Below are 24,496 nucleotides of genomic sequence, written 5' to 3'. Positions count from 1 at the left end.
GTGTTACGGCGCATTTTGACGAGTTTGCGAAAGATTTTCCCGCGCCGTCATTAGAGGAGCTGAGTTGACTTCTCTTCCCCGCTCCTCAAATGAAACCAGCGTCGCCTCAGGGCCGTGGCGACGCTACCGGATTTGCCTTTTCGCGCGTCTGCGCCCAGGACCGAAACATTGACGATGACGGCCGCCCCAGCCCCCGCCGCCCCGATCCCCGCCGCCCCGGTCAAGGAAGCCGCCCAGTCCGTCGAGACGGTGCTGTGGGTGAAGCACTGGACCGACCGTCTGTTCAGCTTCGCCATCACCCGCCCGGCCAGCTTCCGCTTCCGCTCCGGCGAGTTCGTGATGATCGGCCTGCCGCCGCGCGAAGAGCTGGGTGAGAAGAAGCCGATCCTGCGCGCCTATTCGATCGGCTCGCCCAGCTTCGCCGAGGAGCTGGAATTCTTCTCGATCAAGGTGCCCGACGGCCCGCTGACCTCGCGCCTGCAACAGATCCAGCCCGGCGATCAGGTCCTGCTGGGCAAGAAGCCGACCGGCACCCTGGTGCTGGACGCCGTCCGCCCGGGCAAGCGTCTGTTCCTGTTCGGCACCGGCACGGGCCTGGCGCCCTGGCTGTCGGTGGCCCGCGATCCCGACGCCTACAGCCGCTTCGAGAAGGTCATCGTCGCCCACGGCGTGCGCGAGGTGAAGGAACTGGCCTATCGCGACTTCTTCACCTCGGAGATCTTCGAGGACCCGCTGGTCGGCGACGAGGCCAGAACCCAGCTGGTCTACTACCCGACCGTGACCCGCGAGCCGTTCGAGCGTCAGGGCCGCTTCACCGACCTGATCGAGAGCGGCCAGCTGTTCCGCGACCTGGGCCTGGACACCGACCGGTTCGATCCCGAAAACGACCGCGCCATGCTGTGCGGCTCGATGGCCATGATCAAGGACACCGCCGCCCTGCTGGAGGCTCACGGCCTGAAGGAAGGCTCCAACGCCGAGCCGGGCGACTTCGTCATCGAGCGGGCCTTCGTCGGCTAGGGCATGGCCCAGGCTCCGCTCAAGAACCTCACCGTCCAGGAGGCCCGCGCCCGCATGCTGGCCGACGCCGCGCCTCTGGGCGCGGAGACCGTCGCGATCGGCCAGGCGCTGGGGCGCGTTCTGGCCCGGGCCGTCGACGCGACTCGCGACCAGCCCCCCTTCGCCGCCTCGGCCATGGACGGCTGGGCCATCCGCCGCGCCGACCTGACGGCGGACGCCAGCTTCAAGGTCGCTGGCGAGAGCGCGGCTGGCAAGGCCTATCACGGCCGCGTCGGCGCCGGCCAGACCGTCCGGATCTTCACCGGCGCGCCGGTTCCTGCAGGCGCCGATCTGGTGGTCATCCAGGAAGAGGCCCAGCGTGACGGCGACACCGTGCGCTTTGACGCCGGCGACGATCCCCGATCCAACATCCGGCCGGCCGGCGGCGATTTCCGATCGGGAGACCGCCTGCTGGAGACGGGCGTCCGTCTCGATCCGTGGCGGCTGTCGCTGGCGGCGGCGGCGGGCCGCGCCACGCTGGAGGTCGCCCGACGGCCCCGCGTCGCCATCCTGGCCACCGGCGACGAGCTGGTTCAGCCGGGCGGCGACCCCGCCCCCGACCAGATCTTCGAATCGGGCTCCATCGCCCTGGCCGCCCTGGTCGAGACCTGGGGCGGGTCGGCCACGCGCCTGACCGCCGCCGTCGACAATGCCGAGGCCATCGCCGCCTCGGTGACAGGCATCGACGCCGATCTGATCGTCACCGTCGGCGGCGCCTCGGTCGGCGACCACGACCTGGTCAAACCCGCCATGGAAAGGCTGGGCCTGGCCCTGCGGGTCGAGACCATCGCCATTCGCCCGGGCAAGCCCACCTGGTTCGGGACGCTGGCGGATGGCCGCCGGGTGCTGGGCCTGCCCGGCAATCCCGCCTCGGCCCTGGTCTGCGCCGAGCTTTTCCTGCGTCCGCTGCTGAGCGCCCTGACCGGGCGCGACCCCGCTCCGCCCCTGATCACGGCGCATCTGGCCGCCCCCTTGGGCGCGAACGGGCCCCGCGAGCACTGGATGCGAGCCGCCCTGTCGATCGATCCCCAGGGGCGAGCGATGGTCACGGCATTCCCCGATCAGGATTCCTCGCTGGTCGGCGTCTTCTCCAGGGCCGATGCTCTCATCCGGCGACCCGTGAACGCGGCCGCTGCGTCTGCTGGCGACATCGTCGAGGTTCTGCCGCTCCCACGTGCTTAAGAAAGCGTGGGGCGACGGGGAGGACGGCGGCGAGCAGGCGTGCTAAGCCCGGACGACTCCGGGTCTCGGCCGGGCGTTTGAAGTAGAGGTTTCGTCTATGGGCCGTGCCGGAAAGATCGCAGCGCATACGCTGCTAGCCTTCCTGGCCTTCCTGGCTGGCAGGGTCCTGGCCGGCGTCACCACGATCGACATGCACGTCCTGCCCCAGGCCGCCCTGTTCGCCGCTTCGGCCCTGCTGGTCGAGCTGGTGCTTCGGGTCGAGCGGGTTCCGTGGCGCTTCGTGGCGGCCAGCGACATCCTGCGCCTGGCCCGTTCCGCCTTCGTCTCCTGCCTGGTGTTCGCCGCCCTCCTCTGGCTGGTGACCGCGCGTTTCGAAGGCCTTCGCGCCCTGATCGGCGCTTTCGTGATCCAGGTCTTCCTGCTGGCCAGCCTGCGCGTCGTGCGTCGCGGCCTGCATGAGCGGGTGCTGTTCGAATCGGTTCTGGGCCTGCGCACGGCCGCCCCCCATCCCGCCCTGCCCCGCCTGCTGATCGTCGGCGCCGCGGCCGAGGCCGAAGAATTCCTGCGGGCTCCCACCGGCCTTGGCGAACGCTACACACCGGTCGGCGTGGTCTCGCCGCTCGACCGGGAAACCGGCGACGAACTGCGCGGCGTCTGCGTGCTGGGCTCCATCACGGCCTTCGACGACGTACTGGCCCAACTGCGCGAGGGGGGCCTGGCCCCGGCGGCCATCCTGTTCCTGGCCGACAGCCCGATGAGCGCCTTCGGCTCCGAGCGCCTGGGCCGCCTGAAGAGCGAGGGCATGCGCCTGCTGCGCCGCCATGGCGTGGTCGAGATGGGCCACACCGCCACCGCCCTGCGCGAGATCAGCCTGGAAGAACTGCTCAGCCGCCCGCCTGTGCGCCTGGATCCCGAACCCGTCCGCACCCTGGTGGCCGGCCGCCGGGTTCTGGTCACCGGGGCCGGCGGCAGCATCGGCTCCGAGCTCTGCCGCCAGATCGCCGCCAGCGGCTGCGCCCAGCTGACCCTGCTGGATGTCTCCGAGGCCAACCTCTTCCATATCGACCGCGAACTGGGCGAGGCCTGGCCCACCCTGTCGCGTCGCGAGATCCTGTGCGACGTCCGCGACGCCGCTCGGCTGGACCGCGTCTTCGCCGCCGAGCGGCCCGAGATCGTGTTCCACGCCGCGGCGCTCAAGCACGTCACCATGGTCGAGAACCATCCCTGCGAAGGCGCCCGCACCAATGTGCTGGGCACCCGCAACGTGGCCATGGCCGCCAAGGCCTTCGGCGCGGCGCATATGGCGCTGATCTCGACCGACAAGGCCGTGGCCCCGACCAGCGTGATGGGCGCGACCAAGCGCGTCGCCGAGGCTCTGGCCCGCCAGTACGGCTCAAGCCACGAGACGCGGGTCAGCATCGTGCGGTTCGGCAATGTGCTGGGCTCGGCCGGTTCGGTGGTGCCGCTGTTCCAGCACCAGATCGCCCGCGGCGGCCCCATCACCCTGACCGACGCCCAGGTCGAACGCTTCTTCATGACCATCCCCGAAGCGGTGCAGCTGGTCCTGCGCGCCGTGGCCCTGTCGACCACCACGCCCGAGCCGCCGGCCGGCGTGCTGACCCTGGAGATGGGCGAGCCGGTCAAGATCATCGACCTGGCCCGCCGCATGATCGAACTGCAGGGCCTGGTCCCCGACCGCGACATCGAGATCCGCATCACCGGCCTTCGCCCCGGTGAAAAGCTCACCGAGGTGCTGGTCGACGTCAACGAGGCCGCCAAGCCCAAGGCGCCGGGCGTGATCGAGGCCGCGCCCCAGACGCCGTGCCCGGTCATCGACGCTGACCTGCTGGCCCTGCTGGAAAGCACCGCCATGGCTGGCGACGAATTTGGCGTCCGCACCCAGCTGTTCGCGATGGTCGACCGCATTCGCGGGACCGAGGCCGCCGCCCCGGCCAAGGCCCGCAGCCGGGCCTGACCCTCCCCTTTCAGTGAAAATCCCGGCTCCTCTGCAGCCGTCCCGACACCCTGTGCCGCACGCGCGGGGCCGGCGCCGCGGGATCCTCCTTCAGGCGACCCAGCTCCGCCGACAGGTCGGTGAAGCGCTCGGCGACCACGTGGATCACGCCCTCGGCGGATTGCACCTTGCCGTGCACGACCAGGAACGAGGCGGTCATCACCGTATTGCGGTCGGCTTCGAAGCGGTCCTTCCAGACCACCGCGTTGGCGACGCCGGTTTCGTCCTCCATCGTGACGAACACCACGCCCTTGGCGGTGCCGGGCCGTTGCCGGATCAGCACGATGCCGGCCACCGAAACGCGCTTGCCGTCCTTGATCCCCGCCAGTTGCTCGGCCCTGATCACACCCATCCCGTCCAGCATCGAGCGGTAGAAGGCGCAGGGATGAGCCTTCAGCGACAGGCTGGTGGTGCGATAATCCTCGGCCACCGCCTGGGGCAGGGCCATGGCCGGCAGGCTGACCGCCGCCTCGAACAGCGGCAGGCCCGCCAGCAGCGGCGCCTGAACGGGAGCCTTGGTCTCGCCCTTCACGCCCTTGACCGCCCAGAGGGCCTCGCGCCGGCTGAGGCCCGTTGACGCAAAGGCGTCGGCCTCGGCCAGTAGCTCCAGAGCCCGTTGCGGCACCCCGTATTGCGCGAAGTCGGCCGGCGTCCGCGCGCCCTCGTCCCGCGCCATGGCCAGCAGCTTGGCCTCGGCCTCCCGCACGCCTTTCACCTGACGCAGACCCAGCCGGACGGCCTTCCAGAACGGGCGGGTGTCGGGGTTGAAGAGCTTGTCGGGTCGAACATCCCCCTTCCCGTTGGCGGATGGGGGAAGGGCCGGGGATGGGGGTGACAGCGTGGCAGGATGTGGCGCGGCCGAGCTCAAGCCCGCCAACGGTGTCACCCCCACCCCTGCCCCTCCCCCTCCCCCTCCCCCATCCAAGGGGGAGGGAGAGATTTTCGCTTCCAGCGTACAGTCCCAGTCGCTGCTCATCACATCGGGCGGCCGCACCTCGACGCCATGCTCGCGCGCGTCTCGCACCAGTTGGGCCGGTTGATAGAACCCCATCGGCTGGGAGTTGATCAGCACGGCGCAGAACACATCGGGCCAGGCCCATTTCAGCCAGGCCGAGACATAGACCAGCTTGGCGAAGCTGGCCGCGTGGCTCTCGGGAAAGCCATAATGGCCAAAGCCCTCGATCTGCTTGAAGCAGCGCTCGGCGAAGTCGCGCTGATAGCCGCGCCCCGCCATGCCCTCGACGAACTTGTCGCGATATTCGGCCGGCGTGCCCAGGTTCTTGAAGGTGGCCATGGCCTTGCGCAGGCCGTCGGCCTCATCGGGCGTGAACTTGGCCGCCTCGATGGCCAGGCTCATGGCCTGTTCCTGGAACAGCGGCACGCCGAAGGTCTTGCCCAATATGCCCCTCAGCTCATCGGCCGGGCCGTGCTCGGGCGACGGGGCGGGCCATTCCACCGGGTCCTGGCCGTTTCGGCGGCGCAGATAGGGATGGACCATGTCGCCCTGGATCGGACCGGGCCGGACGATCGCCACCTCGATCACCAGGTCATAGAACTCGGCCGGCTTCAGCCGGGGCAGCATCGACATCTGGGCCCGGCTCTCGACCTGGAACACCCCGACCGAGTCCGCCTTGGACAACATGTCATAGACGCCCTTCACCTCGCGGGGGACGTCGGCCAGGTCGGTGATCTGCTGCCCATGCTCCACCCGCAGCATGGCAAAGCCGCGCTGGATGGCGGTCAGCATGCCCAGGGCCAGGATGTCGACCTTCATCAGGCCCAGACTGTCGATGTCGTCCTTGTCCCACTCGATGAAGGTGCGGTCCTTCATGGCGGCGTTGCCGATCGGCACGGTCTCATCCAGCCGCCGCTTGGTCAGCACGAAGCCGCCGACGTGCTGTGACAGGTGGCGGGGGAAACCCAGCAGCTCGGTCGCCAGGCTGACGGCGCGGGCGATCTCCGGCGCGTCAGGGTCCAGCCCCGCCTTGCGGATGTGCTCCTCCGGCAGGCCGGAACCCCAGCTGCCCCAGACCGTGGCGGCCAGCAGGCTGGTGACATCCTCGGTCAGGCCCAGGGCCTTGCCCACGTCGCGGATGGCGCTGCGCGGCCGGTAGTGGATCACCGTGCCGCAGATGGCGGCATAGTCGCGGCCATAGCGGCGATAGACATACTGCATCACCTCCTCGCGCCGCTCGTGCTCGAAGTCGACGTCGATGTCCGGCGGCTCGCCACGGTTCTCGGAGATGAAGCGGGTGAACAGCAGGCGATGCTCGGTGGGATCGATCGCCGTCACGCCCAGGCAGAAACAGACCGAGGAATTAGCCGCCGAACCGCGCCCCTGGCACAGGATCCCCATGGCTCGGGCCTCCTGCACGATGTCGTGCACGGTGAGGAAATAGTTGGGGTAGTCCATCTTGCCGATCAGCCGCAGTTCTTCGTTCAGCTGCGCGACGACCTTTTCCGGAACCCCGCCGGGATAGCGCCAGGCCGCGCCCGCCCAGGTCAGGTCGGTCAGGTGCTGCATCGACGTCTTGCCCGGCGGCACGGGCTCGTCGGGATATTCTTCCCGCAGCTGGCCCAGGTCGAAATCGATGCGCGAGGCGATCTCCATCGTGCGCTCGACGGCGCGCGGCCAGCGCTCGAACAGGCGCGCCATTTCCTGCGGCGTCTTCAGGTGGCGCTCGGCATTGGCCTCCAGCCTAAAGCCCGCCTCGTGGATCGAGCAGTGCTCGCGCACGCACGTCATGACGTCCTGCAGGGGTCGCCGTTCGGGCGCGTGATAGAGCACGTCATTGGTCGCCACCATCGGCGCGCCGGCCGCGCGGGCCAGCTCGTCCAGCCGCGCCAGGCGCTGCAGGTCGCGGGCGGCATAGGCCCGGCTGGCCGCCAGCCAGACCCGGCCTCGCAGGTCGCCGGCCATCCGGCCCAGGTCGGCGGTGAAGGCCTCGTCCAGCTTGGCGGGCGGCACGATCAGGGCCAGCTGGCCCTCGGCATGCTGCAGGAAATCCTCCCAGTGCAGCTCGCATTCGCCCTTGCCGGCCCGGCGCTGCCCCACCGTCAGCAGGCGGGTCAGGCGCGCGAAGGCCTCGCGGTCGGACGGGTAGCAGAGCAGGCTGGGCGTCCCGTCGGCGAAGTCCAGCCGGCAGCCGGTCAGGGCGCGGACCTGCAGGTCCTTGGCCGCCGTCCAGGCGCGCACCACGCCCGACAGGGTGTTGCGGTCGGCGATCCCGACAGCGGCCAGACCCAGGCCCTGGGCGGTGGGCATCAGCTCACGGGCGTGCGACGCCCCGCGCAGGAACGAGAAGTTGCTGGTGGTTTGGAGTTCGGCATAGGCGACCATCAGCCAAACAGCCCATGCAACCACCACTTCGGGTCCTCGCCCGTCCCGAACAGCCCCTGCCGAAAGATCCAGAACCGGCCGCCGGCCTCGTCTTCCACCCGGTAATAGTCGCGGATCCTGCCCGGTCCGGTGTCGTCGAAATCGCCGCGCCACCATTCCTGGCCGATACGCTCGGGTCCCTCGGCGCGACGCACGCGGTGCGAACGGCCGCGCCACTGGAACTGGACCGGCGGATCGTCGGGCAGTTTGGCCATCGCCGTGATCGGCTCGGGCCGCTTGAACAGCCGCACCGGCCGGGGTCGCTCGGGATCCCAGGTCTTGCCGGAGGGCGAGGCCAGCGGCGCGCGGCGGATGACCGAGCGTTCCGGCACATGGCTCTCGTAAGGATCGGCGCGCCAGACGCGGTCCTCGCCCAGGCGGTTGATCAGCCGGTCGACCAGCGGCGCCAGAGTCTCGTCGAGACCGGATCCCGCCTCGGCGTCCAGCCGGGCCTGGACAGCGGTCAGGGGCTCGACGTCGCCGGCAAACACCGTGACCACCTCAATGCCGAAGCCGGGATCGATGACGTCAAGCTTGGGGACCATCAGCCGGGTCAGGCGCACGGCGTCTCGCCCCGGCCGCGCCAGCCCGGCCCGCACCGGCATGGCCTTGCCGTCCAGCCGGTGAAAGACCACCTCGAACCGCCGCGCGCCCTGGCCCTCGGCCTCCAGCCGCTTGCAGATCAGGGCCGTGACGTCGCCGACCACCCGGGCCAGGTCATCCGGCGCGCTGATCGGCTCGGCGAAGGCCAGGCGGTCGAACCACGGACTGGCCGGCCGGCGATAGACCAGGGGCTCGCCCGCCGCGCCCAGGGCCTGGTCCAGGCGCAGGGTCAGGTGCATGCCAAACCGTTTGGCCAGCTGGGCGCGGGGCAGGCCCAGCAGCTGCTCGATCCGGAACAGGCCCAGACGTGGCAGTTGGGCCGTCGCCGCCTCGTCCAGCCGCAGGGCCGCCACGGGCAGCTCGGCAAGGCGCTGTCTCTGCCCGTTTGGCGGCGCGATGTCGCCGGTCTCGCCGAACCGGGCAAGCGCCCAGGCCGCGCCGGGCGTGTCGGCGATCGCCGCCCGGGCCGGTACGCCCCAGCGCGCCAGTCGCGCCAACAGGTCGGCCAGCATCGCGGCCTCGCCGCCCCACAGGTGGTCGGTCCCGGTGATGTCGAGAAACAGACCGTCATCGCCGTCGATGGCCACGGCCGGCGAGAACCGCACGCACCAGTCGCACAGGGCCTCCAGCGCCGCGCGGTCGGCGTCGGGATCGTGGTCGGCGGTGACCAGGTCGGGCGCCAGCGCCATGGCGTCGGCGGCCTTCTGGCCGGGACGCAGGCCCAGGGCCAGGGCGGCCTCGTCGACGGCGGCCAGACGGCGGGTTCCGGCTTCGGAGACCAGCAGGGCGAAGGGCGGCGCGGCAAATCCTCCCCCTGAAGGGGGAGGTGTCGGCGCAGCCGACGGAGGGGGAAGTCGGCGAGCGTTGCGGATCACTTCCCCCACCGGCGCTTCGCGTCGCCTCCCCCCCTGGGGGGAGGACTTGTCACCCGGCCCATCGCAACCCGGATTCCGCCGCCGCCACGTCGTGATCGGCCAGTTGGGACACCAGACGGAAAGGATGCGGGCCATGCTCGGCCTCCGAAGACTCCATGATCCAGCTGCCGGAACGTCCGCCCCGGCAGCGCTCGAGTTCGACCCGCCAGCGCGGCGGGCCCAGGCCCGGAACATCCGGCGGCGGCTGGCTGGGCGCGCCGGCGATGCGCCAGCGGCTGAACGACGACGAGCCCGACACCGTCCGCGCCGCGCCAGCCGGTCCGCCATAAGGCCGCCGGTGCAGCAGCACCCCGAAACTGCCGCGCTTCTCGCAGGCCAGCTGCAGCCGGCGACCGACCTTCAGCTCCGGAGCCTCGGCCTCGCCGATGGCGGCGGCGACGCCCACGGTCGAGAGGGCGTCCTCCAGAACCGACAGCACCTCGGCCTCGTCGCGGGCCCTGACCTGGATCAGCCGGTCGGTGGGGACGTCCAGCCCCGCCAGGCCCGGCGCGAACAGATCGGTGCGCCGCATCACCCACACCACCGCCCCGGCCTTGAGCAGGGGCCGGATCAGCAGGGCGGCGAAGGCGGCGGGGGCGGCGGAGGTCTCGTCCTCCAGCCCGGCGCCCATCACCTCGTGCCAGGCGCCGGACGGCAGGCCGCCCGCCGGAAAACAGCTGTCGATCGCCGCATCGCCAAAGCTCAGGACCGGACTCGGAGTCCGAGTCCCTGCTTCCAGAGCAGCGATCCGGCCCTTCAACGCCGCTATGCGCGCCTCGCGCGGGACGGCCATCAATCCAATCCTTTGTTCCTATTTTGTTCTGATCTTATAGGCTTGGAGAGTCAAGCCGGGGCGGCCATGGTGCGTCAAACGGCCGTATGAAGCCCCTCCAGGAAACGCCATGACCTTCCAGCGCGTGCTGATCGCCAACCGCGGCGAAATCGCCCTCCGCATCGCCCGCGCCGCCGCCGAGCTGGGCATCCAGAGCGTGGCGGTGTTCGCCAGCGACGACGCCGCCAGCCCGCACGTTTCCGCCGCCGATCAGGCCGTCGCCCTGCCTGGCTCGGGCGCCCGCGCCTATCTCGACATCGAGGCCATCATCGCCGCCGCCAAGGGTGCGGGCTGCGACGCCCTGCATCCCGGCTATGGCTTCCTGTCGGAGAACCCCGCCCTGGCCCGCGCCTGCGCGGCGGCGGGGATCACCTTCATCGGCCCGGCGCCCGAGCATCTGGAGACCTTCGGCGACAAGGCCGCCGCCCGCGCCCTGGCCGCAAGGCTGAACGTCCCCCTGATCCCTGGAACCGGCGCGCTGGACCTGCCGGCCGCGCAGGCCTTTCTGACCCAGCACGGCGCGATCATGCTGAAGGCCCGGGCCGGCGGCGGCGGACGCGGCATGCGGCTGGTGCTCGACCCCGGCGAACTGGACGCCGCCTTCGCCGCCTGCGCCCGCGAGGCCATGGCCGCGTTCGGCGACGGGGGCCTCTATGCCGAAAAGCTGATCGAAAGCGCGCGCCACATCGAGGTGCAGATCGTCGGCGACGGCGCCGCCGTCCTGGCGGTGGGCGACCGCGACTGCTCCCTGCAGCGTCGCAACCAGAAGCTGGTCGAGATCGCTCCGGCCCCGAACCTGCCGGGCGCCACGCGCGCGGCCATGGCCCAGGCGGCGCAGGCCCTGTGCGCCGGCTATCGGGGTCTGGCCACCGTAGAATATCTGCTGGATACGGCCACCGGCGACTTTGCCTTCATCGAGACCAATCCGCGCCTGCAGGTCGAACACACCGTCACCGAGGAGGTCACGGGCCTAGATCTGGTGCGCCTGCAGTTCGAGCTGGCGGCGGGCAAGACCCTGGCCGAGCTGGACCTGACCGCCGCCCCGCCCGCCGTGGGCGCGGCGATCCAGGCGCGGATCAACGCCGAAACCCTGACCGCCGATGGCCAGGTGAAGCCCTCGTCCGGAACCCTGACCGCCTACGCCCCGCCCGGCGGCCTGGGCGTGCGGGTGGATGGCGCCGGCGCGGTCGGCCTTGTGGTGGGCGGGGCCTATGACAGCCTGCTGGCCAAGGTGATCACGCGCGGTCGCACCCCGGCCGAGGCCGCCGCGCGTCTGGACCGGGCGCTGGGCGAGTTCACCATCACCGGCGTCGCCACCACCGCCCCGCTGATCCGCGCGATCCTGGCGCAGTCGGACTGGAAGGACGGCGCCGCGACCACCCGCTTTATCGACGACCACGCCGCCGAGCTGGTCGCCGGGCTTCCCCTGCCGCCAGAGAGCGCCCAGGCCCACTTCGAGACCCTGGACGGCGCGGTCGCCATCGCCGCGCCCCTGGCCGCCACGGTCGGCGCCATCGAGGTCGCGGAAGGCGATCTGGTCCGTCCGGGCCAGGCCCTGGCGGTGCTGGAGGCCATGAAGATGGAGCACCTCGTCCACGCTACGTCCGGCGGACGGGTGCTGAAGATCGCCGCAGCCCCGGGCCAGACCTTGGCCGAGGGCCAGCCGCTGCTGTTCCTGGAACCGGTCGAGATGGACGCCGCCGTCGCCGTCGATGCGGCCGCCGAGGATCTGGACGCCCTCCGTCCTAACCTCGCCGAGGTCATCGCCCGCCACCGCTTCACCCTCGACGAAGCCCGTCCCGAAGCCGTCGCCCGGCGCCGCAAGACCGGCCATCGCACGGCGCGGGAGAACATCGACGATCTGGTCGACCCCGGCAGCTTCCTCGAATACGGGGCCCTGGCCATCGCCGCCCAGAAGCGCCGACGCACGACCGAGGACCTGATCGCCAACACCCCGGCCGACGGCCTGATCACCGGCATCGGAACCGTGAACGGCGCGCTCTTCGCTCCCGACAAGGCCCGCTGCGCGGCGCTGGCCTATGACTTCACCGTGCTGGCGGGCACGCAGGGGGCGATGAACCATCGCAAGAGCGACCGGCTGATGGCGCTGATCGCCGACCAGAAGCTGCCAGTCGTCTGGTTCGCCGAAGGCGGCGGCGGCCGTCCCGGCGACACCGACACCACCGCCGTGGCCGGGCTGGACGTGCCGACCTTCCGCAGCTTCGCCCAGCTGTCCGGCATCGTGCCCAAGATCACCATCGTCGCGGGCCGCTGTTTCGCCGGCAACGCCGCCATCGCCGGCCTGTCGGAGATCATCATCGCCACCAAGGATAGCAATCTGGGCATGGGCGGTCCGGCGATGATCGAGGGCGGCGGGCTCGGCGTGTTCAAACCCGAACAGATCGGGCCCTCGGCCCATCAGTGGAAGAATGGCGTCATCGATATCCTGGCCGACGACGAGGCCCACGCCACCCGGCTGGCCAAGCAGGCCCTGTCCTATTTCCAGGGAAAGCTCGCCGACTGGACCGCCCCCGACCAGCGGCGGCTGCGCCATGCGATCCCCGAGAACCGCCTACGGGTCTATGATGTCCGTACGCTGATTAATGGCCTCGTGGACGAGGGGACCTTCCTGGAACTGCGCGGCGGCTTCGCGGCCGGCATGGTCACCGGCCTGATCCGCATCGAGGGCCGCCCCATGGGTCTGATCGCCAATGATCCGCGCCATCTGGGCGGGGCCATCGACGGCGACGGGGCCGAGAAGGCCGCGCGGTTCCTGCAGCTGTGCGACGCCTTCGCCCTGCCGGTGCTGAGCCTGTGCGACACCCCCGGCTTCATGGTCGGGCCAGACAGCGAGGACGCCGCCGCCGTGCGCCGCGTCAGCCGCCAGTTCATCGCCGGCGCCAAGCTGCGTTCGCCGCTGTTCACCGTGGTCACCCGCAAGGGCTATGGCCTGGGCGCCCAGGCCATGGCCGGCGGCAGCTTTCATTCGCCCGCCTTCATCGCCGCCTGGCCGACGGGCGAGTTCGGCGGCATGGGCCTCGAAGGCGCGGTCAAGCTGGGCTACCGCAAGGAGCTGGAAGCCCTGAGCGATCCGGCCGAGCAGAAGGCCCTCTACGACCAGTTGGTGGCCCGGCTCTATGCGTCCGGCAAGGCCACCAGCATGGCCGCGGCCCTGGAGATCGACGCCGTGATCGACCCGGCCGACACCCGGCGCTGGATCGTGGGCGGGCTGGACGCGGCGAGCGGGTCGGTCCGGCCGTGGGCGATGCGGGTGGATAGCTGGTGAGGTCGGGCTCCCGAGGCGGGGCCGAACGCAGAGGCTGGGGAGGTCGGTTGTGGGTCGTTTGCGGACGTCCGAGAACTTGGCGTTCTCATACGGTTTGGCGCGCCCCGATGCCCTCCACAACGACCCGGATCAGGCGGACAATGTCGCCCGCGTCGAACGGGCCGCCGGCCAGCGCGGTGAGCATCGCCTGACCGTAGACGCCCAGAAGCACCAGGCTCATGAAGTTGGCGTCCTCATCCTCGCGGATCGTCGCCTGCCGCTGGCCGAGCAGCAGCACATCCCGAACCAACCCTTGGAAGGACGGCCGATCGGGGGGCGGCTCCAGGCGCGGCCGCTCTGCCGGCGCAAGCGCAAGCCGGGCGATGGAGGGGTTGGCCAGGCACCAGCCGGCGCTGTCCAACAGGATCGTCTCCAGCAAGCACCGCGCATCCTCGCCTGCCCCCATGCGGGCGCGATAGCCCTGATCCTGCGCTTCGGCCCGCGCGATAAGCTGGTGCGCGATCTCCTCCTTTGAACCGAACAGGTTGTAGACCGTCTTGCGGGTCAGCCCCGCGCGGGAGGCAATCTCCTCCACCGACACAGCCGCAAAGCCCTTTTCACGGAACGCCTCGTCGGCGGCATCAAGGATAAGGCCGCGCGACCGGTCGGTCCGCTTGAGGTTTGGCATATTTACACTCATGTGTAATTTTATACGTGCGTATAGATCAACTTGCTCAAGAGTACGGGCCGCAGCAATCGAAAGGTCGCCGCATGACAGCTTTGCAGGTGTTCGGACCGAATCTCTGGATCGCCGACGGGCCGGTCGTCACGGCTGGCGGCGGCTTCCACTACCCCACCCGGATGGCCGTGGTCCGGATGACGGAAGGATCGCTGTTCATCTGGTCGCCGATCGCCCTGTCAGAGGCGCTGCGATGCGAGGTCGACGCCCTGGGTCCCGTGCGCTACCTGATCGCGCCGAACACCCTGCACGACCGGTTCCTCGGCGAATGGCGGGCGACCTACCCCGCCGCTCGCATCTACGCCGCGCCGGGACTTCGCCAACGCCGCCCGGACCTCGACATCACCGCCGAGCTCGGCGAGGAGCCGCCCTCGGACTGGGTCGCCGACATCGATCAGGCGCCGATGCGGGGCAATCTGATCACCACCGAGGTGGTGTTCTTTCATCGAGCCAGCGCCACGCTCCTCGTCGCTGACCTCATTCAGCACTTCGCGCCGGCTTGGTTCACCGGATGGCGCGCCTGGGTCGCCAAGGCCGACCTCATGAGTGCGCCCGAGCCGCAAGTTCCGAGGAAGTTCCGGGCGGCCTTCGTGAACCGCGCGGCCGCCAGGAGGGGGCTTGAACGCATCTCGGGGTGGCCGGTCGAACGCGTGGTGATGGCGCACGCTGATCCCGTCCATGCCGATGGCCGCGCCTTTGTCCGGCGTGCTTTTCGATGGCTTGCTTGAAAGGGTTTTCCAACCTTGGGCCGCGCGCTCCCAAGTCCTCCCCCTGAAGGGGGAGGCGGCCGGAGGCCGGTGGGGGAACACCGCAAGGAGTCAGCAGTACTTCCCCCTCCGTCGGCCCCGAAGGGGCCGACACCTCCCCCGCCAGGGGGAGGACTTGAGGGGATAGAGGGCGCTCAATCCCCGTAGTTTCCGAAATCGAGTTCAACGAAATCAACCGCTTGTAAAATAGTTGATCGCGCCAATCCTCGGCGCTCAAACCACCCGTATTCTCAGTGCTGTCCCTGTCGCGGGGGGAGGCGCCTGGATCCGGCCCAACAGCGGCGATGGGGATGGAGCTGAGCGGGGCCGCGCGGTCACGCGGCGAGGACGAAGGTGGTCTGTTCGTTGGATAGATCCGGGACCACCGGAAGGCTCGTCGGAGAGACAGCGTGGAGCAACAGGGCGAGGGATCGTAAACCCGCCTATCGCGCATCGTCGGGGGTCGAGACGGTTAGCCGATCGACCTTGGTGCGCGCCCGTACGGGGGCTCTTGGGTATCAGAGCTGAAAGACGCTCGCTTGGCCCGATCCTCACGCAAGAACAGCTTCTGCGAAGCGGACAGGTCGAGCCGAAACGCAAAAACTCATCACGGTCTCCGGGTTCGTCCCGGCCGCTTCGCGCCTCCCCAACCCCTTCAGCGGCTCATGCCGCGTGAGGCTGAGAAGCCGTGTCGTCTCCCTTCCCCCTTGGATGGGGGAAGGGCGGGGATGGGGGTGACCCCGCCGGACGATTTCACACCGTCAGAGCCCCATCCTGAACCGCTGTCACCCCCATCCCCAACCCTTCCCCCATCAAAGGGGGAAGGGAGTCCGGGGCGCCAACGCCGCAGGCCCTCTTCGCACTCCGCCGATTCCCCCCTAGGACTGCCGTCATGACCCACGCTCATCAAGGCCGCGTTCTCGTCATCGCCGGATCGGATTCCGGCGGCGGCGCGGGCATCCAGGCCGACATCAAGACCATCACCGCCCTGGGCGGCTATGCGGCCACCGCCATCACCGCCGTGACGGTGCAGAACACGCTGGGCGTCACCGGCGTGCATCCGATCCCGCTGGAGATCATCGCCGCCCAGGCCCGCGCCGTGCTCGACGACATCGGGGCCGACGCCATCAAGACCGGCATGCTGGGCGATGTCGGGGTGGTCGAGACCGTCGCCGCCACCCTGGATTACGCGAAGGGCGTCCCGGTGGTGGTGGACCCGGTGATGGTCGCCAAGGGCGGGGCCAGCCTGCTGGCCGACGCCGCGATCGGGGCGGTCAAAAGCCTGATGATCCCTCGCGCCGCTCTGCTGACCCCCAACGCCCCCGAGGCCGCGGCCCTGACCGGGTTGAGCGTCGAGACCACCGACGACCTGCGCCGGGCCGGCGAGGCGCTGCTGGCGATGGGCGCCCGGGCCGTGCTGATGAAAGGCGGGCACATTGACGGAGACCGGATGATCGACGTGCTGATGACCCCGGCCGGCGAAACCACCTTCGAAGGCGAGCGGATCGACACCCGCCACACCCACGGCACTGGCTGCACCCTGGCCAGCGCCTGCGCGACGGGCCTGGCCCAGGGGCTGCCGCTGGAACAGGCGGTGGCGCGGGCCTGGAACTATGTGCACGAGGCCATGCTGCGCGCGCCGGGCTTCGGACAGGGACACGGTCCGCTGGACCATGGATGGATGCTGCGCAAATGACCGGTTCCCTGGAAGCCCGCCTGATCGACATCATCCATGGCGTGCCGACGACGATGCAGGTGCTGCGCGTCGTTCGGGATCTGGATCTGCCCGACGCCATGATCTTTTCCGGCGCCATCTATCAGCCGGTCTGGAACCACCTGACCGGCCGCGCGCCCGACTACGGGATCAAGGACTATGACGTCGCCTATCACGACGCTTCCGACACCTCCTACGAGGCCGAGGATGTCGTGATCCAGCGGGTGGCCGCCGCCTTCGAGCCGCCGCTGCGCGACCTGGTCGAGGTGCGCAACCAGGCCCGGGTGCACCTGTGGTTCGAAAAGAAGTTCGGGGCCGACGAGCCCTATCCGCCGCTGGAGAACAGCGCCGCGGCGCTGAAGCGTTTCGTGGCCACCGCCTTCTGCGTGGGCGTGCGGATGGAGGCCGATGACACCCTGAGCGTCTTCGCGCCGTTCGGGCTGGACGATCTGTTCGCCCTTCACCTGCGGCCCAATCCCCTGCGGCTGAAGGGCGCCGGCGGCTGGGAACGGACGACGGGCTCGGCCCAGGCGCGCTGGCCGGAGATCACGGTGGAAGGGGCTTGAACGCCACCACGCCCGCTCTCCCCGGCGAAGGCCGGGGTCCAGATCGAGCCCGGACACGTTGTGGATAGGGCTCAGGCGGAAGGCGCATCATCCCAAACCGCTCCGGATGAATCTGGGCCCCGGCCTTCGCCGGGGAGAGCGGGTATAGATTGTCACCATGACAATGTTATCTTTGATCTGTGGATCAATCCGAATTAGCCCTGTCGGCGCCTTCCTCTGAAAGATCCGCCCCATGCGCCAGTGGACCATCGACGCCTTCGCCTCCGAGCCCTTCAGGGGCAACCCCGCCTGCGTGCTTGAGCCGTTCGACACCTGGCCGTCGACGGCGTGGATGCAGGCCATGGCGGCGGAGAACAACCAGGCCGAGACGTCGTTTCTGCTGAAGACCGCCGATCCGGCGCGCTTTGGCCTGCGCTGGTTCACCCCGACCGTCGAGGCGCCGATCTGCGGTCACGCCACCCTGGCGGCGGCGCATGCGCTGTTCTTCGAGATGGGTGTCGACGCGCCGCTCCTGACCTTCGACACCCAGGCCGGCGCCCTGACCGTGCGTCGCGACGGCGATCGTCTGGAGATGGATTTTCCCGCCGACCCGCCGCGCAGGATTGCAGTCCCAAAGGGCCTGGCCGAGGCCCTGGGCGCGGCCCCGGTCGAGGTCTGGGCCGGCATGTATCTGATCGCGGTGATGCAGGACGAGGCGACCGTCCGCGCCCTGACGCCGGATCAGGCGGCGGTGAAGCTGGTGGGCGGCGAGGCCTCGGGCGGTCCTGGCCAGATCGTCACCGTGGCGCTGGCCGATGCTGACCGGCCCTATCAGGTGGTCAGCCGTTTCTTCGCGCCGGGCTGCGGCATCCCCGAGGATCCGACGACCGGCTCGGCCCACTGCATCCTGATGCCGCTGTTTGGCGAGCGGTTGGGGCAGGAGGTGCTGAGCTTCCATCAGGCCTATCCCGGTCGCGGCGGAGACCTGGACTGCGAAAACCGCGGCGCGCGCGTTCTGTTGCGCGGCCGCGGCTTTACGGTGGTGGAAAGCCGGCTCCGTCTGGAGCCGGTCTGACCGGCATCGGGATTACCAGCGCGGGCGATAGTCGTCGCGGTGATCGCGGTCGCGGCCATAGCCCGAGCCATAGTCGCGGTCGTGACGCTCGTAGCGGATCTGGGCGCTGATGCGGTCGAAGCGACGATCCAGGTCGGCGCGCTCCCAGCCGCTCAGGCCGCCGCGACGATAACGGTACTCGAGGCGGGCGGTTTCCCGCAGCTGGGCGGTCAGGCGATAGGCTTCGCCGCGGCTCAGGGAGCCATTGCGCACGCCCTGGTCGATCCGGCGCTCCAGCATGGCCTGGCGATGATTGATGGATTGGGCGGACGCAACAGTGGGGACAACGGTGGCGGCCGCCAGGGCCGAGACCGCCGTGATCGAAAGCAGGATCTTTTTCATCGGTCGGTTCCTCTCAGAAATTCTCCGTCGCCCGGTGTGGCGACGTTGAACCCAGGAAACCACGCGCCGCCTGAAGCGGTTCTGAGCCGCTCGTTGTCTGGCGTTCAGGTTCGAAAAATCTTCGGGAGCGGCGGTTTTCAGGCCGCGTCGGCGAGGCGCGCCGCGGTCATGGCCGCTTCGATGGCGGCGTAGAGCTTGGTCACTTCGATCGGCTTGGCGACGTGACCGTCCATGCCGGCGGCCAGATAGCCCTCGACCTGATGGGCCAGGGCGTTGGCCGTGACCGCCACGATCGGCGTTCGGGCCCGGCCTTCGGCGCGTTCCAGTTCGCGGATGGTCCTGGCGGCCTCGACGCCGTCCATGACCGGCATGTGGATGTCCATCAGGATGATGTCATGCCCGCCGCGCTTCCAGGCCTCGATACAGGCCGCGCCGTCGGCGACCAGTTCGACCTCGGCGCCCAGCGGGGCGAGAACGGCGGCGATGACCTTCTGATTGGTCGGATTATCGTCGGCGGCCAGCACGCGGGGACGGGTCCGCGCGGTCGCGGCCGGCTCCTCGACGGGCTCGGCGACAGGGGCCTCGCCCTCGCCGCGCGGCATGGCCAGCACGACGGTGAAGGTCGAGCCCTGGCCTTCGCGGCTCTGCACGGCGATCCCGCCGCCCATCAGGGTGGCCAGCTCGCGGCAGATCGCCAGGCCCAGGCCCGAACCGCCGAACTGGCGGGTCGTCGAGCTGTCGGCCTGGACGAACTTGTCGAACAGTCGCGGCTGCATCTCGGCCGAGATGCCGATACCGGTGTCAGCCACGTCGATCCGCAGGCCCGAGCCGTCCTCGGCGGAGGCGAACCGCACCGCCACCGCGCCGGACAGCGTGAATTTCAGCGCGTTGGAGATCAGATTGCCCAGGATCTGTCGCAGGCGGTCAACATCGCCGTGCCAGACGCCCTGGGCTTCGGCGGCGATCGCGACCTCGAAGGCCAGGCCCTTGTCGCGCGCTTCGCCGGCGAAGCTCTCGCGCAGCGAGACCGCCAGGGCGGCCAGGTCAAAATTCTCGGCCGCGAGCTCCAGGCGACCGGCCTCGATCTTCGAGAGGTCGAGCACATCGTTGAGCACGGCCAGCAGAAGGCCGCCCGACTCGCGGATCACCGACAGGCGCTCGCGCTGGGCGGGCTTGAGCTCGTCCATCGCCATGACCTCGGCCATGGCCAGCACGCCATTCAGGGGCGTGCGGATCTCGTGGCTCATATTGGCCAGGAAGTGGGATTTCAGGACATTGGCGGCATTGGCGTCATCGCGGGCCCGGACCAGGGCGGCCATGGCGCGGCGCAGATCATGGTCATTGATCTCGAGCCGGCCGACCAACTGGTTGAAGCTTTCGGTCAGGCTCTGGAAGACATCATCCTCGCTGGTCTGCTCCACGGGGCGAAAATGGCCGTCAGCGGCCACGGCCTGCATGGCCTCGGTCAGACGCTGCATCGGGCGGGTCATGCGGCGGGCCAGCCCGTTGGCCAGCAGGATGGCCAGGCCGGCCGAGCCGAAGAAAAGCGTGCCGGTCAGGGCCAGGTCGCGGGCCAGGATCTGTTCCAGCCGGGGCTCTCGGGCCACCAGGGCCAGGGTGCCGATCTGCCGGCCGTCCAGGAGGATCCTCTTCTCGACGGTCTGGGTCGATTTCCCAGCCTCGGGCGCGGCGCCAAGGTGAGCGATCACGCGGCCCCGCAGGTCGGAAATCTGCACGCCCGCCACGTGCGGCGCCTTGGCCACGGCGGCCAGGGCGTTGCGGACACCGACCACGTCGCCGGCGGCCAGGGGCGCGGCCGCGCCGGCGGCGACCATCTGGGTCAGCACCTGGTGATTGGCCCGGGCCTCCTGCCGCGCGACGCTCCATTGCTGAACCATGAAGCAGGCGCAGGCGGCGACCAGGGCGACGACCGTGGTGATCAGCGCCACGCCCGCGATTCGCGCCTGCAGCGGTGCGTGCGTTGTAGCCTCGGTGCTGCGCAGCGGGTCAGACATGAGAGGTCCGGGTGAATGCCAGGACCCATTTTGGGGGCATCTCCCTAACGCTTCGCTTCCAAGCCAGCCCGATGACGCGGCAAATCAACGCTAAGAGGTGTTTCTCATTGCCCACCTGTTAAGACTTCGTTTACCTTCGTTGACAGGTTCTTAACGGGAGATGGGCATGGAAAAGGTTTTTGTTGCACAACGCGTCGCGACCAAACTGTTTGCGACGGAAAACGCTGTTGACGCGGCGATGGTCGAAGCGGCCGAGCTGATGGCGGACATGCTTCGCGCTCGCAAGGACATCGGCCTCTCGGCCGTGGTCGGCGACCGCGCCAGCGCCAAGCTGGTCGAAGCCCTTGCCGCGCTGGGCGAAGCCCGTTCGGCGATGGTCGAAATGCACAACGAGCTGAACGACGTGAAGCTCCGCATCGGCGTCCGCACCAAGATGGCCGGTTTCGAGGACAAGCCGCCGGAAGGTTCGTTCCGTCGCGCGGATATTTCGAGCGTCCGCGAAGCGGTCTAAAGAACATTGCAATAGTTTAACTGCTTAAGGCCTCTAATTACGGTTAGAGGCCTTTTTCATGTACACTTCTGTCGCGCCCATCATCGGTTGGACAGTGCTCGTCGCCATCCTCTCGCTTGCCTGGATAAAGGGCGGTCGACCGGAGAAACTGGGCGCCAGTCTCGTACTTTTTGCGGCCTTGTTCGCGTTTGGCGTGCATAACTTGTCCCCCCTTGAGTGGCAGCCTCTTTTGCTGCTTGCGGACGACGGCTTCCTAGCCATGGGATTTCTGGTCATTGCCCTTCGCTACGCCAGCGCATGGCTCGGCGGCGCGATGATGTTCCAAGCTGTCCAGTTCAGCCTTCACGCCTACTATTTTGTGGCTGAACGCTCCCATGACCGGCTCTATTCGATCATCAATAATATAGACTCCCTGGGCGTCTTAGCCTGCATCCTCCTTGGCGCTCTTCTCGCCTGGCGCAAGCGGACACGCCCCGCAAAATAATTGCCGACGGGCGCCGGAAAACCCCATGGCGCGACAATTCTCTCCTTGCCTTTCGGTCTGAAACGGCGTTTCTCGCCGGCGGGCCACGCCCCCCCAACGGGGCGCTGTCCATCTGTAAGGATGGGAGACATCGCTATGACCACCCTCGCCAAGCCGGCGCAACGCCCGGCTCGTCCCGAGTTCTCTTCCGGCCCCTGCGCCAAGCGCCCAGGCTGGACCCCCGAAAATCTCAGAAACGCTGTCTTGGGCCGGTCGCACCGCTCGAAGCTGGGCAAGGCGCGCCTGAAGGCCGCCATCGACCAGACGCGCGAAGTGCTGGAAGTGCCCGCCGACTTCCTGATCGGCATCGTCGCCGGCTCCGACACCGGCGCCGTCGAAATGGCGATGTGGTCGATGCTGGGCGCCCGCCCGGTGCAACTGATGGCCTTCGAGTCCTTCGGCAAGGACTGGGTCACCGACGTCACCAAGCAATTGAAGCTGCCGAACGTCGAGGTGCTCGACGCGCCCTACGGTCAGCTGCCCGACACCTCCAAGGTCGATCCGGCCAAGGATCTGGTCTTCACCTGGAACGGCACCACCTCTGGCGTCCGCGTCCCGAACGCCGACTTCATCTCGGCCGACCGTGAAGGCATCACCATCTGCGACGCCACCAGCGCCGCCTTCGCCCAGGACCTGGACTGGACCAAGCTCGATGTCGTGACCTTCTCCTGGCAGAAGGCGCTCGGCGGCGAAGGCGCGCACGGCGTACTGATCCTGTCGCCCCGCGCCGTGGCCCGCCTTGAGAGCTACACGCCGGCCTGGCCGATGCCCAAGCTGTTCCGCATGACCAAGGGCGGCAAGGTTTCCCTCGACATCTTCGAGGGCGCGACCATCAACACCCCCTCCATGCTGTGCGTGGAAGACGCCCTGGACGCCCTGAAGTGGGCCTCGTCCATCGGCGGTCTGGAAGGCATGCAATCGCGCGCCGACCAGAACCTGGCGGTCATCGCCGACTGGGTGGCCAAGACCCCGTGGGTCGATTTCCTGGCCGCCACGCCGGACATTCGCTCCAACACCTCGGTGTGCCTCAAGGTCGTCGATCCCGCGATCGCCGCCCTGCCGGACGACGCCCAGGCCGACTTCGCCAAGAAGCTGGCCAGCCTGCTCGAGAAGGAGGGCGCCGCCCTCGACATCGGCGGCTATCGCGACGCCCCGGCCGGCCTGCGCATCTGGTGCGGCGCTACCGTCGAGGCTTCCGATCTTGAAGCCCTGACCCCCTGGCTCGACTGGGCGTTCGCCACCGTCTCGGCCGAACTGGTCGCCGCCTAAGTCATCAGACCCCCTCCGGCCCTTCGGGCCACCTCCCCCATAAAGGGGGAGGCGTACCCGGCTTCCTCCCCCTTTATGGGGGAGGTGTCGGCGAAGCCGACGGAGGGGGCTTTCCCACGCAAAATTCTCCGCAAGGAACACCTCACCATGGCTCCCCGCGTTCTCATCGCTGACAAGCTCAGCCCCGCCGCCGTCGACATCTTCAAGAACCGCGGCGTCGATTTCGACATCAAGGTCGGCCTGACCAAGGACGAACTGATCGCCGTCATCGGCAACTATGACGGCATCGCCATCCGTTCGGGCGCCAAGCTCGACAAGGACGTGATCGCCGCCGCCCACAAGCTGCAGGTCATCGCCCGCGCCGGCATCGGCGTCGACAATGTCGACATCCCCGCCGCGACGGCCAAGGGCGTGGTGGTGATGAACACCCCGTTCGGCAACTCGATCACCACGGCCGAGCACGCCATCGCCATGATGTTCGCCCTGGCCCGCCAGCTCCCCGCCGCCGACGCCTCGACCCAGGCCGGCAAGTGGGAAAAGAACCGCTTCATGGGCGTGGAGCTCTACGCCAAGACGCTGGGCCTGATCGGCGCCGGCAATATCGGCGGAATCGTCGCCGACCGCGCCCTGGGCCTGAAGATGAAGGTCGTCGCTTACGACCCCTTCCTGTCGCCTGAGCGCGCCATCGAGATGGGCGTCGAGAAGGTCGAGCTGGACGACCTGCTGGCCCGCGCCGACGTCATCACCCTGCACACGCCGCTGACCGACAAGACCCGCAACATCCTGTCGGCCGAGGCCCTGGCCAAGACCAAGAAGGGCGTGCTGATCGTCAACTGCGCCCGGGGCGGCCTGGTCGATGAAGTCGCCCTGCGCGCCCTGCTCGACAGCGGCCATGTCGGCGGCGCCGGCTTTGACGTGTTCATCACCGAGCCGGCCAAGGAAAACCCGCTGTTCGGGTCGGACCGCGTCGTGGCCACCCCGCACCTGGGCGCCAGCACCAACGAAGCCCAGGAAAACGTCGCCCTGCAGGTCGCCGAGCAGATGAGCGACTATCTGCTGACCGGCGCCGTCACCAACGCGCTGAACAGCCCTTCGATCACGGCCGAGGAAGCCCCCAAGCTGAAGCCGTTCGTGGCCTTGGCCGAGAAGATCGGCGCCCTGGCCGGCCAGATGGTCGACTTCGGCATCAAGGCCATCGACATCGCCTATGAGGGCGAGGTCGCCAACCTCAACGTCAAGCCGATGACCTCGGCCGCCCTGTCAGGGATCCTGAAACCCATGCTGGCAGAGATCAACATGGTCTCCGCGCCCGCCGTGGCCAAGGAGCGCGGGATCACCGTTTCGGAGAGCCGCCAGGAGGTCAGCCCCACCTATGACAGCCTGATGCGCATCACCATCACCACCGAAAAGGGCAAGCGCGCCTTCGCCGGCACGGTGATCGCCGGCGCCCCGCGCGTCGTCGAGGTCAAGGGCATGGAGCTGGACGCGGCCTTCTCGCCGGCCATGCTCTACATCAACAACCTCGACAAGCCGGGCTTCATCGGCGCCCTGGGCATGCTGCTGGGCGAGGCGGGCGTCAACATCGCCACCTTCAACCTGGGCCGCCTGTCGGCTGACGAAGACGCCATCGCCCTGGTCGGCGTCGACCAGGCCCCGACCGCCGAGCTGCTGGCCAAGATCCAGGCCCTGCCGCACGTGAAGGAAGCCCGCGCGCTGACGTTCTAGGCGCCCTA

At 69.0% G+C, this 24,496-nt stretch carries 18 protein-coding genes; 12 read left to right on the top strand and 6 right to left on the bottom strand.

Annotated features, from left to right (window positions below; all coding sequences use genetic code 11):
- Positions 1 to 174 precede the first annotated feature (174 nt).
- From ACW17V_RS02560 to ACW17V_RS02550, 3 genes are all read left to right on the top strand, one after another.
- The gene (locus tag ACW17V_RS02560; protein WP_492107331.1) at positions 175 to 1,017 is read left to right on the top strand and encodes a ferredoxin--NADP reductase; all 843 of its coding nucleotides are present in this window, start codon (positions 175 to 177) and stop codon (positions 1,015 to 1,017) included.
- A gap of 3 nt (positions 1,018 to 1,020) precedes the next feature.
- Entirely contained in the window at positions 1,021 to 2,238 is a 1,218-nt protein-coding gene (locus ACW17V_RS02555) for a molybdopterin molybdotransferase MoeA (RefSeq protein ID WP_492107330.1), read from the top strand.
- Positions 2,239 to 2,335: 97 nt separating this feature from the next.
- A complete protein-coding gene (locus tag ACW17V_RS02550) occupies positions 2,336 to 4,213 on the top strand; it encodes a polysaccharide biosynthesis protein (RefSeq protein ID WP_492107329.1) in 1,878 nt (625 codons plus the stop codon).
- Positions 4,214 to 4,223: 10 nt separating this feature from the next.
- Here the strand turns inward: ACW17V_RS02550 and ACW17V_RS02545 are convergent, their stop codons facing one another.
- The 3 genes from ACW17V_RS02545 to ACW17V_RS02535 form a co-directional block, all read right to left on the bottom strand.
- Positions 4,224 to 7,592, bottom strand: a complete 3,369-nt coding sequence (locus ACW17V_RS02545; RefSeq protein ID WP_492108724.1) for an error-prone DNA polymerase — start codon at positions 7,590 to 7,592, stop codon at positions 4,224 to 4,226.
- Positions 7,592 to 8,959 (bottom strand): Y-family DNA polymerase, encoded by a 1,368-nt coding sequence (locus ACW17V_RS02540; protein ID WP_492108723.1) that lies wholly within the window; start codon positions 8,957 to 8,959, stop codon positions 7,592 to 7,594. The genes ACW17V_RS02545 and ACW17V_RS02540 overlap by 1 nt, the downstream gene beginning before the upstream one ends.
- 199 nt (positions 8,960 to 9,158) lie before the next feature.
- Complete coding sequence (locus ACW17V_RS02535; protein ID WP_492107328.1) at positions 9,159 to 9,941, bottom strand: ImuA family protein; 783 nt, start codon at positions 9,939 to 9,941, stop codon at positions 9,159 to 9,161.
- Positions 9,942 to 10,050: 109 nt separating this feature from the next.
- Between ACW17V_RS02535 and ACW17V_RS02530 the strand changes: the two genes are divergently transcribed.
- Positions 10,051 to 13,266: an acetyl-CoA carboxylase family protein gene (locus ACW17V_RS02530; protein ID WP_492107327.1), complete on the top strand. Its 3,216-nt coding sequence runs from the start codon at positions 10,051 to 10,053 to the stop codon at positions 13,264 to 13,266.
- A gap of 85 nt (positions 13,267 to 13,351) precedes the next feature.
- Here the strand turns inward: ACW17V_RS02530 and ACW17V_RS02525 are convergent, their stop codons facing one another.
- Positions 13,352 to 13,933 (bottom strand): TetR/AcrR family transcriptional regulator, encoded by a 582-nt coding sequence (locus tag ACW17V_RS02525; RefSeq protein ID WP_492107326.1) that lies wholly within the window; start codon positions 13,931 to 13,933, stop codon positions 13,352 to 13,354.
- Positions 13,934 to 14,016: 83 nt separating this feature from the next.
- Here ACW17V_RS02525 and ACW17V_RS02520 point away from each other — a divergent pair, with 83 nt between their 5' ends.
- The 4 genes from ACW17V_RS02520 (at position 14,017) to ACW17V_RS02505 (ending at position 18,064) form a co-directional block, all read left to right on the top strand.
- On the top strand, positions 14,017 to 14,712 hold the full coding sequence (locus ACW17V_RS02520) for a DUF4336 domain-containing protein (protein WP_492107325.1): 696 nt from the start codon (positions 14,017 to 14,019) through the stop codon (positions 14,710 to 14,712).
- Positions 14,713 to 15,622: 910 nt separating this feature from the next.
- Positions 15,623 to 16,426, top strand: coding sequence for a bifunctional hydroxymethylpyrimidine kinase/phosphomethylpyrimidine kinase (gene thiD / locus ACW17V_RS02515; RefSeq protein ID WP_492107324.1), 804 nt, complete (start codon positions 15,623 to 15,625; stop codon positions 16,424 to 16,426).
- On the top strand, positions 16,423 to 17,010 hold the full coding sequence (locus ACW17V_RS02510) for a nucleotidyltransferase family protein (RefSeq protein WP_492107323.1): 588 nt from the start codon (positions 16,423 to 16,425) through the stop codon (positions 17,008 to 17,010). Before thiD ends, ACW17V_RS02510 begins: the two co-directional genes overlap by 4 nt.
- Before the next feature lie 232 nt (positions 17,011 to 17,242).
- Positions 17,243 to 18,064: a PhzF family phenazine biosynthesis protein gene (locus ACW17V_RS02505; protein WP_492107322.1), complete on the top strand. Its 822-nt coding sequence runs from the start codon at positions 17,243 to 17,245 to the stop codon at positions 18,062 to 18,064.
- 12 nt (positions 18,065 to 18,076) lie between these two features.
- On the opposite strand, the gene ACW17V_RS02500 is transcribed toward ACW17V_RS02505, so the two are convergent.
- A complete protein-coding gene (locus ACW17V_RS02500) occupies positions 18,077 to 18,445 on the bottom strand; it encodes a hypothetical protein (RefSeq protein WP_492107321.1) in 369 nt (122 codons plus the stop codon).
- A gap of 137 nt (positions 18,446 to 18,582) precedes the next feature.
- Entirely contained in the window at positions 18,583 to 20,460 is a 1,878-nt protein-coding gene (locus tag ACW17V_RS02495) for an ATP-binding protein (RefSeq protein WP_492107320.1), read from the bottom strand.
- 160 nt (positions 20,461 to 20,620) lie between these two features.
- Here ACW17V_RS02495 and ACW17V_RS02490 point away from each other — a divergent pair, with 160 nt between their 5' ends.
- The 4 genes from ACW17V_RS02490 (at position 20,621) to serA (ending at position 24,488) form a co-directional block, all read left to right on the top strand.
- A complete protein-coding gene (locus ACW17V_RS02490; protein WP_492107319.1) occupies positions 20,621 to 20,971 on the top strand; it encodes a hypothetical protein in 351 nt (116 codons plus the stop codon).
- A gap of 58 nt (positions 20,972 to 21,029) precedes the next feature.
- On the top strand, positions 21,030 to 21,455 hold the full coding sequence (locus ACW17V_RS02485) for a hypothetical protein (protein ID WP_492107318.1): 426 nt from the start codon (positions 21,030 to 21,032) through the stop codon (positions 21,453 to 21,455).
- A gap of 135 nt (positions 21,456 to 21,590) precedes the next feature.
- A complete protein-coding gene (locus tag ACW17V_RS02480) occupies positions 21,591 to 22,763 on the top strand; it encodes a phosphoserine transaminase (protein WP_492107317.1) in 1,173 nt (390 codons plus the stop codon).
- Positions 22,764 to 22,910: 147 nt separating this feature from the next.
- The gene (gene serA, locus ACW17V_RS02475; RefSeq protein ID WP_492107316.1) at positions 22,911 to 24,488 is read left to right on the top strand and encodes a phosphoglycerate dehydrogenase; all 1,578 of its coding nucleotides are present in this window, start codon (positions 22,911 to 22,913) and stop codon (positions 24,486 to 24,488) included.
- Positions 24,489 to 24,496: the final 8 nt, after the last annotated feature.

It is taken from the genome of Caulobacter sp. FV2ye17ST, from assembly GCF_058680955.1.
The sequence above is the reverse complement of the archived record's forward strand: the minus strand, read 5'-3'. Positions and strand labels throughout refer to the sequence as shown.